The 16,751-nt window shown below is 42.7% G+C and carries 3 protein-coding genes; all 3 read right to left on the bottom strand.

Going from position 1 to position 16,751, the window contains the following annotated elements; all coding sequences use genetic code 11:
* Positions 1 to 1,300, bottom strand: a 1,300-nt coding sequence (locus L693_RS0101370; RefSeq protein WP_025715727.1) for a glycosyltransferase 87 family protein, incomplete at its 3' end; no start/stop codon positions are given.
* 212 nt (positions 1,301 to 1,512) lie between these two features.
* The gene (locus L693_RS0101365; protein ID WP_025715726.1) at positions 1,513 to 9,087 is read right to left on the bottom strand and encodes a non-ribosomal peptide synthetase; all 7,575 of its coding nucleotides are present in this window, start codon (positions 9,085 to 9,087) and stop codon (positions 1,513 to 1,515) included.
* 27 nt (positions 9,088 to 9,114) lie between these two features.
* A complete protein-coding gene (locus tag L693_RS0101360; RefSeq protein ID WP_049825014.1) occupies positions 9,115 to 16,740 on the bottom strand; it encodes a non-ribosomal peptide synthetase in 7,626 nt (2,541 codons plus the stop codon).
* Positions 16,741 to 16,751 lie beyond the last annotated feature (11 nt).

The following is a 16,751-nucleotide window of genomic DNA, read 5'->3' as shown; positions in this document are numbered from 1 at the left end:
CACCCAGCCATAACGGCTCCTGCCCCCACGAAAATGGCAATATGACCAGAATGGTCGTCACAACCGCTCCACCGATGGCCAAGAGCCAAGGTTGTATTTTACGCTGTCTCAATAGCTCAAAGAATAGAACTGGCCCATAAATAATCCCCTGCGGCTTCATCAATACCGCTATCGCAAACAATACGGCAGACCAGCCGATCCGGTTTTCCACCAGCAGGACAATCATGCCCACAATCAGCATGGTAAAGAATGAATCTACCTGTCCCCAGAAGGTAGAATTGATAAATACAGCCGGGTTAAACACATAGAATATCGCCAGCCCGAGGCTCATACCATAGCCGATCCGTTTGCTTGCCAGCCGGTACAGCATGTACTCTGTCACGATATCGGCTAATATATTCGGAAGCCGCAGCAGCACGGACATATAGGGGTTGAAAGCAGCCGTAGAGCCGATTTTACCGATCACATATAAAATATAAATATAGAACGGCGGATAATCACTTGATCCGTTCGTGTAAAAGCCAGATAAGCTGTCCGCTGCTGTCGTAGCCCAGTTCCGAAATAGCATTAAATCCATGTGACCCGATATCCACGGGGCTACCGCCATTCTTAAAAAGAATCCCACACCCAGCACAGTCCACAGCATCAGCCTGCGGTTACGTTCCCCGAGCTTCCATTCACGGGTCCGAAAACGGTACGCAATAAAGACGAACGCACCGAAAAATAAAGCGGCAAAGATCGCCAGCGGAGTTGCATAAGCGGATGAAGAATGTCCATTTCTTCCACCACCCATACCGCCGCCAGGCCCGCCCATGCCCATGCCATGTTTATTGCCGGACATGCCACCCGGACCTCGATGCTGCCAGTCTCTGGCTACACTACTGCCCCCAGATGTGGAATTGTCATTCCCCGCCGCTGTACCTTTGTCACCCGAAGTCGATGTATTCTGACTCGACGGGGTGGTTGAATCAGCAGATTGGCCTGTCGTACCTTGGCTCTTACCGTCGGAGCTATTTGTGGTATCCGTCGATGTCGAATTTGAGCTGGTACCCTGCCTTACACTTCCTGCCTCAAGATTCCCGGCTGTCTGACCGTTAGCGGGACGTTGCCCCAGTCTCCCTCTTCCTCCGCCGAATCTGCCTCCTCCCCCGAATCCGCTGGACGGACCGTGCCTAAAAGCAGCGGACTGGGAGGCCGAGCTGCCCGAATAGCTCCATAACGAAACAACATTCAATACAGCACACAATATGAGACTACATAGAAGGATATATTTCAGACCGTTCGCTTTCAAAACGTTCAAATCCGATGCACCTCTCTCTGTTTCTATTTTCCTCATATTGTATCTGTCTTAGCTTAGGGCTTTGTGAGTTCTGGCTGAATGTTGGCTGAATATGGGATCGTTGTGGCACAAAAAAATCCCCCCAAGTTTTACCGTCCCTTATAAAAGCATAAGGTTTAGAGTAATTGCTTGAGGGGATCGTATTTTAATTGGGTTTAAATTTCAGCTTTGAATTAGACTTTTTGCAATCCTTTATGAACACAGTGATTAATGATATCCGTTAAGCTTTGTTGATATTTTAAGGTTAATGCCTCCATCGTACGACGGGTAAACAATCGTTGATTAAATCGCAACGAGTAATGAAATATTCCGTTTACGATAAAGGCGTTCATTTCCAAATTATAGGGCCATTGCATATCTTGATGAATAAGTTCACCCATAGGCATAGAAGAAGAAACAGTCTCTTCCCGCTGTAGTCCATCCTCGAACCTGCCCAAGTAATTAAATAATATCTCCGGAGATAAGGTGAACTCAAGATCCTCCGTATACTGCGTTTCCGTCAGATATTTCAGAATTCCGTAGCCAATTCCATTATGGGGGACCTTAGCATGAGTACGTTGAACACTCTGAATGAGCTCGCCCAGAGAATCCCCATTGGCTTTATAGACTACAGGATAAAAAGACGTAAACCAGCCTACCGTCCGTGCCAAATTGAGATGTTCTCTGAATTCATCCCTTCCGTGACTTTCTACATCAACAGCTACATCAGGATTACCCGCCCAATCCTTAATCGTCTTCACCAACGCTGTGAGTAATAAATCATTAATTTCAGTGTTATAGGCAACAGGTGCTTTTGTTAATAAAGCCTCCGTCTCTTCCTGGGTGAGTGAGACATCTATGGAATCCATCTCCTTAAATATATGGGTTCCTGCTCCCTCCGCCAATTCAATTGGAAGCTTAGACACGCTTTCTCTTAATACATTTTTCCAGTAATCCTTTTCCTGTAAAAAGTCAGCGCTGTTCGCATATGCAGATAATTCCTGACTCCATGTCTTAAATGAGGTCGTCTTGGCAGGAAGCTGCACATCTCTATCTTCTTTAAAACTCTCATACAAATACTCAAAATCCTCCATAATGATGCGCCAAGAAACGGCATCAACAACTAGATGATGAATAATAATTAGCAGGTGATCTCCATGATCGGTTCGGAATACTCCCAATTTAATTAGCGGTCCCTGTAATAAATGAATACTCGACTGTAATCGGTTAGCCTCTTGTTCGATCTGAAATTCAATTTTTTCAGACACTGTCCAGTCGAATATTTCAATATCAAAGTGGCGGCCTGCTTCGTCCATATTCTCCTGTACCAAGCCTTCATTCGTATGTTTGAAACGCATCCTTAATGCATCATGCTGCTTCGTAATTCGCTCAAACGCCTTGACAATGACTTGTGTATCCCAGCCCTCTGGACTATACATCATAACTGCCTGATTCCAATGAAAAGGATTGTCATTCAGGTTGAATACCCAGTGCTGAATAGGTGTTAAAGGTACCTCTCCTACTACGATTTGTTCGTTCATACTTGCCGTTTTCTCGCCGTTCAAATTAGAGGCCAACTCTCTAATCGTTTGGAATTGCATAATATCCTTTATTTTTACGGCATATCCCACCTGTCCTAACCGAGCAGCCAGCTGTATGGCTTTAATAGAATCTCCACCCAGCTCAAAAAAGTGATCATCAATGCCTATATTGGATACAGATAAAGCCTCGCTCCATAAGTCCACCAATAATTTTTCCAGCTCATTTCCGGGTGCCACTTTAGATTCAAGGGATTCGTTGGGATGTGGTAGCCCCTTCGTGTCTATTTTTCCGTTTGCAGTTAGCGGCATAGCCGACAAATGTACAAAATGAGCCGGGATCATATAGTCAGGCAATTCCTTGCTCAGAAATTTACGAAGCATAGCAGTGGCCAGGCATTCTTCCGAGACATAGTACGCGACCAAAGATACGATTCCATTTACGCTCGTAACCGGAAGAATACAGGTCTCACGGATTGATTCATGTTCTAATAATCTCTGTGTTATTTCTCCAAGCTCAACCCGATATCCCCTTACTTTTACCTGATCATCAATTCTGCCCAAATACTCAATTTCTCCATTAGGAAGCCAGCGGGCCAGGTCGCCTGTCTTGTACATACGCTGTTGTTCCCTGAACGGGTTAGGCACAAATTTTTCCCTGCTTAATTCAGATCGATGCAGATAGCCTCTGGCTAATCCCGGGCCGCTGATGCACAATTCTCCTGGAACTCCTACAGGTTGCATGCGATGATGCTCGTCCACAATATAAACCTCGGTGTTTACAACTGGCCGGCCAATAGTAATACGTGAAGAATCCTGATCCAGTATAGCCACTGTGGCACATACAGTTCCTTCTGTCGGCCCATATGCATTTACAAAAGTACGCCCTTCACTCCATTTCTCAATAATATCCATGGTACACGCTTCTCCACCAGCTATAAGAGTATGCAAACTAGGGATTGGCTCATAAGGAAGGGTTCTTAGAAGAGACGGCGGTAGAACCGTTGCATGGATCATATGCTCTCTTAACCACCGTCCAAGCCCGTATTCTACCAGAATATTGCGATCCTCAATGACCAGCGTGCCTCCAGCCAGAAGCGTCAGAAAAGTTTCAAGCACTGATGCATCAAAGCTAAAGGAGAAAAACTGCAACACCCTGCTTCCTTCTTTGATGTTAAATGTAGTGGCTAGATTAGAGAAATTGCTTAAACTGTAATGCTCAATCATAACCCCCTTAGGCTTTCCCGTTGAACCAGAGGTATAAATGACATAAGCCATATCTTCCGGCCTGGTTATGCTTTCAATATTAGACGTATCATACTGATCTATTGCCTGTCGATCATCAATGAATAGAATTCGGTCGGAGCCTCCTAAATCCGTAGTTATGCTATCCATCAAAGCACGCTCTGTAATCAATACCTGAGCCTGACTGTCTTCTACGAAATAGGCTATACGCTCAACAGGATAGGAAGGGTCAATAGGTAGATAGGCTGCTCCTGCCTTTAATACACCCATGACGCTTACGACTCTCACACACGATGGAAGCAGCATAATACCTACGACATGATCTCTACCAATATTTCGGCTCCGCAATACTCTTGCTATTTGATTAGCTTGCTCATTGACTTGTCGATAGGTCAGCTTTTCTTCTCGCCATTCCAATGCGATTGCATCCGGTGTTTGTTGAACACGTTCTTCCCATAATTGGATAACTGTTGATTGGCTATGATCAGGTAGACTGTCAGAGAGATTAAATTGATGGAGAATCTCCTGCTGCTCCCAATCTGTCAAAAGCTGAATATCCTTGATGGCGATGCTCGGATTGTCAATGATCTGCAGGATGATTTGCTGAAAATGACCGATAAGGCGCTCCATCGTTGCTTTGGAAAACAAACTTCGGTTATAGCCCAAATGAATTTCAATCGTTTCCCCTAAACGAATTTCCCATGTCAAATCGAATTTAGCACTTTGAGTATCTATTTTGTATTCTTTAAGCTTGATATCCTTCATTTGAATATTCAATTCTTCGACATCTTCCAGAGTAAACACAGTATCAAACAAAGGATTACGACTTAGGTCACGTTGTAAAGATATCTGTTCTAACAGCTGCTCTAATGGATAATCTCCATTCTCATAAATCAACAGCATTTCTGACTTTACCTGTTGTAAAAAATCCGCATAAGTTTGTTCGTATTCCAGTTTATTGCGCAAAGGCACAACATTGGAGAACATCCCCACGGTATGATCCAACTGCCCCGTTCTTCTTCCCGAAAGCGGCGAACCCACAATAATATCTTTCTGTCCGCTATATTTAGCCAGCAGTATAGCATAAGCAGAGAACAGTGCCATATATGACGTGACCTGCTCAGAAACAGCCAATTCCTTGAGTTTGGCTGCCGTTGTGGCGTCCAGTTCAAAATCTAGCTGCTCCCCTTCAAATGTTTGCTGAGGAGGCCGACGATAATCGGTCGGAAAATCAAGGGTAGGCAGCTCCCCGGAGAAACGTTCCACCCAGAAATGTTCCTGCTGCTTAAATGACGGAGAATGCAGCCATTCCTCCTGCCATAATGCATAATCTTTATAATGCACCTGAAGCAGCGGGAGAGCATTCCCTTGATAGAGTTCAAATAAATCCTGTATTAATATATTCAGAGACCATCCATCGCATATCATATGATGAATATCCATGATGAAAATATGTTGGGTACTATTTAGTTCTAATAGAGCAGTCCGAACCAACGGAGCCCTGTTTAGTTCAAATGGCTGAATAAAGGCAGACACATGAGACTCCAACTCTTCCTCGTTGGTTTCTATATATAATACGGGGCTGAAAGCCTGAGCATGAACTCGTTGAATAAGTTGACCGTTTTCCAAGTGAAAGGATGTTCTTAACGGCTCATGTCTTTCAACTAGCTTTTGTACCGCAGCCTGCCACTTTTCTTTATCAATATATCCGCTTACTTCAACAGCGAAGGGTACATTGTAGCTTATCCCTGCCGAATCAAATTGCTGAATTGAATACAGTCTCTTTTGCTGAGAAGTGACCGGATATGCTTCACGTTGATCAGAAGCCTGAATCCAGAACGTCTGCTCTGAATGTTCCCTTGAATTAATCAACTTCGCCATTTCGCGGACAGTAGGATTCAACAATATATCCCGGATCGTAAGCTGAATGTCCAGAGATTTATGGATTCTGGATACCAGCATAGCCGCTTTAAGCGAATGTCCGCCGAGTTTTAAAAAGTGATCCGTTGTACTTATATGTTGAAACCCTAGTACATCCTGATAAATGCTCAAAAGCTTGAATTCCAGTTCATTAATAGGTTCTATCATATGAATATCCCGTTTCTTCATGTCTGCCGGTTCGGGTAGTCCGCTGCGTTGAATTTTGCCGTTTGAATTTATGGGTAAATGTTCCATTTCCACATAAAAAGAAGGAACCATATATTCAGGGAGACTACTCGCCATATGCTGACGCAAGTCTTCCAGGCTGTAATGCTCTTCCGGAACCAAATATGCACACAAATAGCTGTAGCCATCTTTATCTTGCTTGGCTAGTACAGTTCCCTCCTTGACCCCCGAGTATATTAGCAGCTGAGTGGACACTTCATTTAGTTCAATACGGTGACCCCTGATTTTCACCTGATGATCTATTCTACCCAAATACTCCATATCACCATTGGGCAGCCATTTGGCTAGATCGCCGGATTTATACATTTTTTCTCCCGGTTTAAAAGGATTATCTATGAACCGCTCCTTGGTCAGCTCTTCTCGGTTCAAGTATCCTCTGGTAACTCCGCCGCCTGTAACATATAATTCTCCAGGAATCCCAACAGGCATAAGATGGTGCTGATCGTCTAAAATATAAGCATTCAAAGTCGCCATCGTAGTCCCAATATTACTCCTATTGCTATCTATCTCTTCTTGTGTAATCCTCTTGTAGGTTACATGGACCGTAGTTTCCGTAATGCCGTACATATTTATCAGTTCCGTATGAGGATACTTATGGCTCCACTTTTTAAGTTGAACAGGAGATAGCTCTTCGCCACCAAAAATGATCTTACGGATATGAAGTGGACTCGAATGGGGTTCTTCCAAAGCTGACAACATGTTAAAGGCCGAAGGAGTCTGATTCAGGATGGTAACATTTTCTTTGAGCAGCAATTGCCTAAACTGAGTAGCATCCTGAGCTGTCTCTCGGGGCACAATAACAAGCCTCCCACCATGAAGAAGCGCTCCATACATCTCCCATACAGAAAAATCAAAGCACATCGAGTGGAACATAGTCCATACATCACGATGATCAAAATCAAACAAATTAGTACTATTAAACAAGAGTTGAACTACATTCCTGTGTTCGACCATGACTCCCTTCGGCTTCCCGGTAGAGCCTGAAGTATAAATGATATATGCCCTGGAACACGGAGTATTTAGCTCTGCCAGCACTTGTTCTGACTCTTGAGTCCATTTATCATCATGAAGAGCAATCACTTGGCCTGAATACTTAGCTGGTATACTGCCAGGATCGTCAACTAATAAGAATGAAGCTCCGCTGTCTTCCAACGTGTACTCAATTCGCTCTACAGGGTAATGTGGATCTATAGGCATATAGGTAGCGCCTGCTTTGATAATAGCCAGTATCCCAACCACCATCTCCAGTGAGCGCTCTACGGAAATAGCTCCAATGGTCTCGGATTCAACACCTTTTTTGATAAGATATCTTGCCAATTGGTTGGACGCTTTATCCAGTTCCCTGTAAGTAAGTGTCTGTTGATTGTAGGATAGAGCAACGGCATCCGGTGTCTTCACCACTTGCTTCTGAAACAGAGCCGTAATGGTCCCGTCATCAGGATAATCAGCCTGATTCCGGTGACTAAGCTCTAGCAATCTTTGCTCTTCCTCTGGTGTAACCAGTTTTATTTGGTCTATTTCAATATCAGAATTGCGTAGTACACAATCTATAATATTTTGAAAATGATTAGCCAGGCTTTCGATAAAGGATCGAGTATATACCTCCCGATTGAAGACAAAGCTGACCTTCAGCTGTTTTCCAGGCACAAACACAATGCTTAAATCATAGTTATTTTGTTCAACTCCGCCGCCTCCATGAATCGCAAAGCCCAAATGATCTTTTAATTCACGCAAAGAATCCAGTGAGGATGCATAGTTCTCAAACACACAGATATGATCAAATAATTGTCCTCCACAGTCTGAATTAGCCTGTATATCCGCAAGCGAACTGTACTCAAAAGGCTTGGATTGAATCATTCCTTCATGCATCTCAGCTAGCAGATTACAGAAGGTATCTCCTGGTTTTCGGGTCATACGAACCGGAATCGTATTAATAAATAAACCTACAATGCGCTCGATATTCGGAACCTCAGGAGGACGACCGGACACGACCGTACCAAATACGACATCATCTGTACGGTTATATTTTTGCAGCAGTATCCCCCAGGCTGTTTGTATCACATGATTCAGCGTTGTATGCTGTTTTTGTGACAGTGCCGTCAAGTGCTCCGTAGTGGCCTTACTTAGTGAGTGCGAGAATTCCTCGGTATGATAGGCTACCCCGTTTCCTTTCTGCTGTCGCGGTATGGTAACTGTTTCCTCATAACCGTGCAGATATGTTTGCCAGTAGCGTGCCGCTGCATCGGTATCCTGATTTTTAAGCCACTGAATATACTCGCTATATTTTGTAGCTGATTGGTGGGGTAGAGGTTGATTATGATTGAGATTTCCATATACCGTAAGGATCTCTTCAAAGACCAGACTCCAGCACCATCCGTCCATAATAATATGATGAAAGTTCCATAGTAGAATATACTTGTTATAGGATGTTTTTATGAGATGTAATCGAATGAGAACATCCTTTGCCAGTTGATACGGCTTCGCTCGATCCTCCTCTTTATATCTCTCTAAAAATAATTCCTGATCAGTTTCATTCAGATGGGTAATATCCTGTACTTCCAGCTTCGCTTCCCGATGCTTTAATACAATTTGTATAGGTTGTTTAAGCTTTTCTTGCACAAAAGCGGTCCGCAATACATCATGCTTTTGAATGACAAAATTAAAACCCTTCTCTAAAATATGAGGATTTATAGTCCCTTCCAATTGAGCATAACCCTGTACATAATAAGAATTTTGCTGGTCGTCCTTCATGGAGTGGTATAAAATACCTTTTTGCATAGGCGTCAATTCATACATATCTTGAATATTGCTTTTATCCATCTGTATGCCTCCTCAGTTATGCAAGCTTTATTTTAGAGCATCAAAAATATCATCAAGCTCCTCCATGCTTAAATCCTCAACTGTAAAATCACTAGGCGTATGCTCAACACTCTCCCGCTCTGAGCAATGTCGTATAATACCCTCCAAATTGTGGAGGAAGTCACGGCTGAATGCCTCCATTGTGGAATGTGAGAATACATTCGGTTGATAACTTAAAATAAACTTCATTTGTCCTTCAAAAAACATTCCGTTTATTTCAATTTCCCGGTATCGATCCAACGACTCACAATATGCCCGACCAGTTGCATAAGTGGACATCGTAAACTCCTGGGTTCCATGAGTATCTATTTGACCAAGATAATTAAACAAAATTTGAGGCTGAGGTACAGGGACAAAATCATTCTTTAATGAATCCGGGGTAAGATACTTCAATATACCGTAGCCTATCCCTTTTTGAGGAATCTTCCTCAACGTCTCTTTGACGGTTTTAATAACGTCAGATATATCATCCTTCGAAAGCTGAAACAGCACTGGATAAATACTGGTAAACCAGCCTATCGTTCTGGATATATCCAGGTGATCCATAATTTCTTCACGTCCATGACCCTCCAGACTGACGACAATATCTGAGTGACCTGACCATCTTCTAATGGTGAGAGCCAATGCAGTCAATAAAATATCGTTCATTTCGGTCCGATAGGCCTTATGGACCGTAGTTATTAATTGTTCCGATAATTTAGGATCCAGCTTGATCGTGATCTCACCAGTTGCTTCAGTATCCGATGAGGAGGGCTGCTTATCCGGAATTAAAACCTCTGGTGCCTCCTGTATTCTTGTCCAATACGGAATTTCTCGAAGAAGTGTCTGGCTTTGCGCATAGTGAACCAGCTGTCGGCTCCACTCCAGATAAGACGTTGTTTTCGCAGGCAATGTGATGTCCATTCCACTCATTGCCTGCTCATATGCGGTCGAGAAATCCTCGAACAAGATTCGCCAGGATACCCCATCTATTAGCAAATGATGCACAACAAATAAGAGATAATCCCCATGTGCCGTCTTAAATAGTCTTAGACGAACTAACGGCCCCTGTTCAATATGGAGCGATCGATGAAGGATCTCTCCCTGTTGCTGGATAAAGCATTCTACCCCGGTATCATCATGTATTTCAAAAGTATCCAACTCGTAAATTCCAGCCGACATGGCGCGGTTTACCTGATAATATCCTTCAGTATTTGCTGCAAAAACAATTCGCAGCGAGTCATGATGCTGGACGATATGATCCATTGCCATACGAATTCCATGACTGTTCCAGCCCTTCTGGCGATACAGAAGCGCAGACTGATTCCAGTGATTTTTATCAGACAGCTTCTGTTCAAAGAACCAATGCTGAATTGGTGTCAAACCTGTCTCCCCTACTACAAGCTGCTGGCTGATTCTGATCGTTTTCTCCTGCAGATAAGGCAAGACGTCCTGTATCGATGGATGTTTTAAAAACGTAGATACCTCGACCTTCAGGTTATGATTGCCAAGATTAGCCACAAATGTAATGGCCTTAATCGAATCCCCGCCCGATTCAAAAAAGTTATCTGTTACTCCAACCTCTTCAACTTGTAGAACATCGGACCATATGTTTGCCAACAGTATTTCCAGTTCACTTTCTGGAGCAAGATAGGTACTCGCTGCAGATATATTAGGCTCAGGCAAAGCTTTGGAATTTAATTTTCCATTATGGTTCAAAGGGAGCTTTTCCAATTGTACAAAATGAGACGGAATCATATAGTCCGGGAGCTGCTCTGCTAAAAACATCTTGATTTCCGCTTTATCTAACTGAGTCTCCGATACATAATAAGCACACAAATAAGGCATGTTCATATGATCATACTTGGTAACAACGGCTCCCTCTTTGATCAGACGATAATCCAGCAATCTGCCTGTCAGCTCATCCAGTTCTATACGATAACCCCTGATCTTAACCTGATTATCCATTCTGCCAAGATACTCAATATTCCCATCAGGTAACCAACGAGCGAGATCTCCTGTTTTGTACATCTTTTGATTAGGTGAAAATGGATTGTCTACGAACTTGTCCGCAGTCAGATCGTCTCGATTAATATATCCTCTGGCCAGGCACTTACCAGAAATACATAGTTCCCCTGGGACACCAATCGGTTGAAGCTGCTTCTCCTGATTGATGATATATAGCATAACGTTGTCAATTGGTTTGCCAATTGGGACAGTTCTAATCTCATCCTGCGGAGCACAATTATAAAAGGAAACATCGACAGTGGCTTCCGTAGGCCCGTATAAATTGTATAAGCCCGTGGATAGACCCAACCTCTGGAATCTGGATACGTGATTGGGCAGTAAAGCTTCACCACTTGTAAATATTCTCTTAAGACTTGATACCTGCTGAGCATAGGATGGAATCTCTACAAAATCTAAAAAGCTGTTAAACATGGAAGGAACAAAGTGAATGCTTGTAATGCCATATTGCTGGATAACATCTATCATTCTTTGTGGTGATTTCTCTTCCTCCGGTTTCAAAATACATAAATGAGCTCCGGTAAAGAACCACATTAACAGCTCCCATACAGATACATCAAACACATAAGGCGTTTTTTGTAAAAAAACATCATGTTCCTGGATATTATATTCCTTGACCATCCAGGTAATCCGGTTCAATAATGTACCGTGCTCAATCATGACCCCCTTCGGCTGGCCTGTCGAGCCTGAAGTATAAATAATGTAGGCAAGGTCATGCTCTTCATTTACAGCAAACAAATTGCTATTATCACCGAAGTATATTTCGGAATGATCGAGATATATACACTGAACATCTACATCTTCCAAGTGGTCTTTTAGAGCCTGCGTGGTCAGTAACACATGGGTCCCGCTATTTTCAAGCATGTATTTTATGCGATTGCCAGGGAAATCCTTCGAAATAGGCATATAAGCTGCGCCTGATTTGAGGATGGCCAGAATGCCAATCATCATCTCAAAGGAACGCTCTATCATAATGCCGACGATACTATCACGGGAAATCCCCTTTTTTTGCAAATGCCGTGCCAGTTGATTAGCACGTTCGTTTAGCTCCGCATAGCTCATATACTGGCCATCATAAATTAAAGCTGTATGATTCGGATTTTTTTCAGCCTGTTCTTCGAATATACGGTGTACGGGCCTAAACGAAGGATATACAACCGCCGTATCATTGAATTCTGACAATATCTTATGCTTCTCTGTCTTCGTAATCAGTTCGATGTCAGCCAATACTTCATCGGGATGGTCTAAAAGTTGATCTAAAAGATGCATAAAGTGAGTTGACATGCGTTCAATAGTACCTTGTTCAAACAATTGAGTACTATATTCAACAAAAATCTGTATATCCGTCGAGTTTATCTCTCGGATGTACCAGGTCAAATCCACCTTTGAATGGTTCCATTTCATAGGAAGTGCCATGAAGCGGATTTCTGCATTTTGGCTGGACTGAGTATCCGGGTTCTCAAATACGAACATCGTATCGAACAGTGGGTTTCTACTTATATCTCTGCGGATATTAAGCTGCTGCAGCAGCTTTTCCAACGGGTAATCCTGATTTTCCATAGCTGCAAACACCGTTTCCTTCACATTCATTAACAATTGCTTGAATGTGATAGAGGGTGCAGGGAAACTCCGAATGGCCAACGTGCTTGCAAACATACCGACCACAGGTTCTACATCAACATGGGAACGACCTGTCGTGTTGGTTCCTACAACAATATCCTCTGCCCCCGTGTATTTAGCCAAAAGTACGTTGTATATAGTAAGAAGAGTCGTATATACAGAGACATTATGCCGTTTCGCAAATTCTTTTAATTTTGCCGTTACATTCGATTCCACCTGGATATCATAAATATCCCCTTCAAATTGCTGCACAGAGGGACGCGGATAATCTGTAGGAAGATCAAGGGTAGGTAAATCCCCTTGCATCTGTTCCAACCAATATTTCTCTTGTTTTTTCATCTCATCATGCTCTGCCAGCTGCTGTTGCCATACCGCGTAATCTTTATATTGAATGCACAGCTCAGGGAGGCTTTCACCCCGGTATAATTTCATCATTTCACCAAGCAAGATATCAGCAGATAATCCATCGAAAGCAATATGATTAACATCCATTAGCAAAAAGTGACGTTGAGCATTCAGCTTAATAAGCTTGGCACGAATCAGAGGCGGTTCATCCAACTTGAACGGCTTCATCAATTGCTGCATCCATGATGTTGGTTCTTCGGTAGCCGATTCCATATACTCAACTCGGAAATCCACCTTTTCATGAACCTTTTGTTTGAGCTCACCTTCGACTAAATGAAAAGATGTTCGCAAGGCCTCATGCCGACTTACCAATTGTTCAATGACCTCTCCTAATCGGGCAGCGTCTAAATTCCCCTTCACCTCAAAGATAAAAGGAATGTGGTAGCTGGTCCCTATACCATCTAATTGCTGGACTGAGAACAGCCTTTTTTGAGCTGAGGATACCGCATAATACTCCGCTTTTGGCACTGGAACTATAGAGGGGTAAGCAGCGGTTATTTTAGCCTTCATTAAATGCTTGGCCAGCTCCCGAATCGTTGGATAGGTCATAATCGTTTGTAGAGAAACCTTAATTTTTAATGACTTCTGGATTCGCGATAGCAGCATCAGTGCTTTTAGAGAATGTCCTCCTATCGCGAGGAAATGGTCCGTTACACTAACACTGGTTCTACCCAAAACTTCTTTCCATATTTGAAGCAGTGTCTCCTCCATCGGGTTGATCGTAATTTCTCCCGAATACGTATCCATTGCTGCAGGATCAGGCAACCGCTTCTTATCTATTTTTCCGCTTGGAGTCAGTGGAATAGATGGAAGAACCGTAAAATGGGAAGGTATCATATACTCCGGTAATTTCATTTTCAAAGCCGCCCTAAGCTCATCTTGCCGGATATCCCCCTGATTCGTTACGATATACGCGCACAATTCCTCCTGTCCCGTCCCCGCACCGTAAATGATAACCACAGCATCTTTTATACTGGCCTGTTCGCGTAATACAGCTTCAATTTCACCCAATTCAATTCGATAGCCTCTTATTTTGGCCTGCTTGTCCATTCGACCTAAATATTGAATGCTCCCATCCTCCAAGAAACGAGCCAAGTCACCTGTTCGATACATTTTTTCCCCGGGTTTGAACGGGTTAGACGTGAATTTCTCCGCGGTAAGCTCCTCTTGTCCCCAGTAACCTCTGGCAAGTCCCTCTCCGCCAATGCATAGCTCCCCAGCGATTCCAACAGGCTGTAGCTTTCCATCCTTATTAACGATGTAAACTAGCTTATTGTAAATAGGCTTGCCAATATGGATCATTTCAGGAGGGCCCTCAAATACGGCATGTGTTGCATCAACGGTCGTCTCCGTAGGTCCGTAAGCGTTCAAAAAGACTCTGCCTTTGCCCCACTTCTCAACAACACTTGCCTCCACCTGTTCTCCTCCTGTGGAGATCAGTTTTAAATCCGGCAATTCCATATAAGGAAGAATCTTTAATATAGATGGTACAAACTGTATTGAGGAAACCTTCTGATCTCGTAAGTAATGCATGAACGGTTCGCCTGATAGCAAAAAATCTTTATTTACAACAATTAAGGTTGCCCCATGCAGCAACGTTAAAAAAATCTGTCCAACTGATGCATCAAAGCTAAGAGAAGCGGTTTGTAAAACACGCTCCCCGTGCTTGATATGATAAATGTCTGATATGAGACTATAATTATGCAGGGCTTGATGATCTATCATTACTCCCTTAGGCTTACCTGTAGATCCCGAAGTATAAATCATATACACCAGATCTTGAGCTTCATTCACGTTCTCAATATTCTCTCCACTCCCCTTGAATAACAAAGGGTCATCAATCCATAATGTGTGTCCCGAAAAATAGACAGAGGTATTTTTATTACGGATTAAATATGCTGCTCCCCCATCACTTAACATATATTCTATTCTTTCTTTAGGATAAGAAGGGTCGATTGGTAAGTAGGCAGCACCTGCCTTGATAACAGCTAAAATTGATATGATCATCTCTATAGAACGGTCTGTCATGACAGCGACAAATTCATTGCGTCGGACACCTAGCTCCCGTAAACGTCGGGCTACTTGATTTACCTTCATATTTAATTCGTAATACGATACTGAAGTATTTTCATATATAACTGCTTCCGTGTGCGGATAGCGTACTACCTGCTCCTCAAACAGCTCTTGAATGGTTTTATGTTTCGTAAAATCACGATGTGTGTTATTAAACTGTTCTAAAATTCTTTTCCGTTCAGCATCTGAAATGATATCCAACTGACTCGCGTTCATCAATGGATCTTGAGCAAGTTGAAAAATCATATTTTGAAAATGGGTACTGATTCTATTGATAAAGGGGTCACTATACAAATAGGTATTATACGTAATAACAACCTTCATGCGTTCACCCGGATAGACCGTAACACTCAGATTATAATTAGTTTGTTCAAATGCCTCCATGCTTGTGATTTCAAAAGGCAGGTTGGCCTGCTTATTCAATAGTTTCATATCCAGCGGGTAGTTTTCAAAAACAATCACATGATCAATGATATTGCTGCGGTGTCCCGAATGCTCTGCAAGCTCTGACAAAGATATATAACTGTACTTCTCGGAGTGCACAGCATGCTGCTGTGTACTCCGCATCATATCTGCAATACTTTGCCCTGGTTGACTACTTATTCGTACTGGAACTGTATTAATAAACAAGCCTACGATGCTTTCGATATGCTCGACATCCGCAGATCTGCCCGAAACAACCATTCCGAATACGACATCGTCAGTATTATTGTACTTTTGCAACAGAATTCCCCACAGTGTTTGAAATGCCGTACTAAGTGTGACCTGATTCTGTTTTGCAATCTCCGACAATAGAGCTGTCGTTTGCTCGCCAAGCTCGAATATACTCGTTCCTACCTGATACTCCGTCGAAATTGTTGATTTATCACCTGGCATAGAAACGTAATCATCATAATTACGCAAGTAATTTTTCCAGTATGCCAGAGGCTGTTCGTAATTCTGTTGTTGTAGCCATTTAATATAACTACTGTATGGAAATGCATGATCGACAAATATCGGCTTACCGCCCAACGATTCATGATAAAAACGTAACAAATCCTTTAGTACAAGCTCAATACACCATCCATCCATTAAAATGTGATGATGGCTCCAGATCATCTTGTATTCCCGTTCGTTTAATTGGAACAGGGCAAAACGGATCAGAACATCCGACTGCAGATCAAAGCTAATTTCCCGATCCTTGAGTTTGAATCCTTCCAGGTAAAGCTGTTGTTCTGATCTATCCATACATGATAGATCCTTAAAGATTAATGTCGTAGGGCGTTCCTTCAAAACAAGCTGAATCGGGGTATTGAAGGAACTGTGTATAAAAGCTGTTCTTAAAATGTCATACTTCTGGATTAATGCATTAATACTCTTTTCCAAGATAGGGACATCAACCGAGCCAGTAAAAGATAAAACCATTTGCTCAAAATAGGCATTTGATTTGGAGTCTTGAAGATAGTGATACAGAATACCCTTTTGTAGAGGAGATAGCTCGTACATATCTTTAATATTCTTCTTATCTATCATTACGGCACCTC

Origin of the sequence: Paenibacillus sp. 1-18, from assembly GCF_000520755.1 — a bacterium.
GTDB classification, from domain to species: domain Bacteria; phylum Bacillota; class Bacilli; order Paenibacillales; family Paenibacillaceae; genus Paenibacillus; species Paenibacillus brasilensis.
The sequence above is the reverse complement of the archived record's forward strand: the minus strand, read 5'-3'. Positions and strand labels throughout refer to the sequence as shown.

Coding starts and splice junctions, on each gene's coding strand:
- L693_RS0101365 (WP_025715726.1), bottom strand. CDS start 9,087: ATGGATAAAAGCAATATTCAAGATATGTATGAATTGACGCCTATGCAA.
- L693_RS0101360 (WP_049825014.1), bottom strand. CDS start 16,740: ATGATAGATAAGAAGAATATTAAAGATATGTACGAGCTATCTCCTCTA.